1 protein-coding gene is annotated in these 324 nt (G+C 67.0%); it reads right to left on the bottom strand.

What is annotated here, in order from left to right; genetic code table 11:
* Nucleotides 1-223, bottom strand: a 223-nt coding sequence (locus tag H3H39_RS27385) for an efflux RND transporter permease subunit (RefSeq protein ID WP_182157699.1), incomplete at its 3' end; no start/stop codon positions are given.
* Between the last annotated feature and the right edge of the window lie 101 nt (nt 224-324).

The following is a 324-nucleotide window of genomic DNA, read 5'->3' as shown; positions in this document are numbered from 1 at the left end:
CGCTCATTTCCCGTTCGATCGGCAAGGTGACGGCCCGCTCCACCTCCTCCGGCGCCTGGCCCGGATATTGGGTCACAATCTGCACCTGCACGTCCTGCACGTCGGGGAAGGCTTCGATAGGCAGGTTATTGAACGCGCGGATGCCGAAGGCGGCCAGCGCCGCCGTCAGGATCAGCACGAACACGCGCTGGGCCAGGACGAAGTCGATCAGCTTATTGAGCATGCGCCGCCACCTCGGCGTTCAGCAGGAACGCGCCTTCCGTCACCACCCGCTCGCCGCCCGTCAGGCCGGCGTCGGCGTAGCTGGTGTCGTGGCCGCGCAAG

Origin of the sequence: Rugamonas apoptosis (assembly GCF_014042355.1) — a bacterium.
GTDB lineage: Bacteria > Pseudomonadota > Gammaproteobacteria > Burkholderiales > Burkholderiaceae_D > Rugamonas > Rugamonas apoptosis.
The sequence above is the reverse complement of the archived record's forward strand: the minus strand, read 5'-3'. Positions and strand labels throughout refer to the sequence as shown.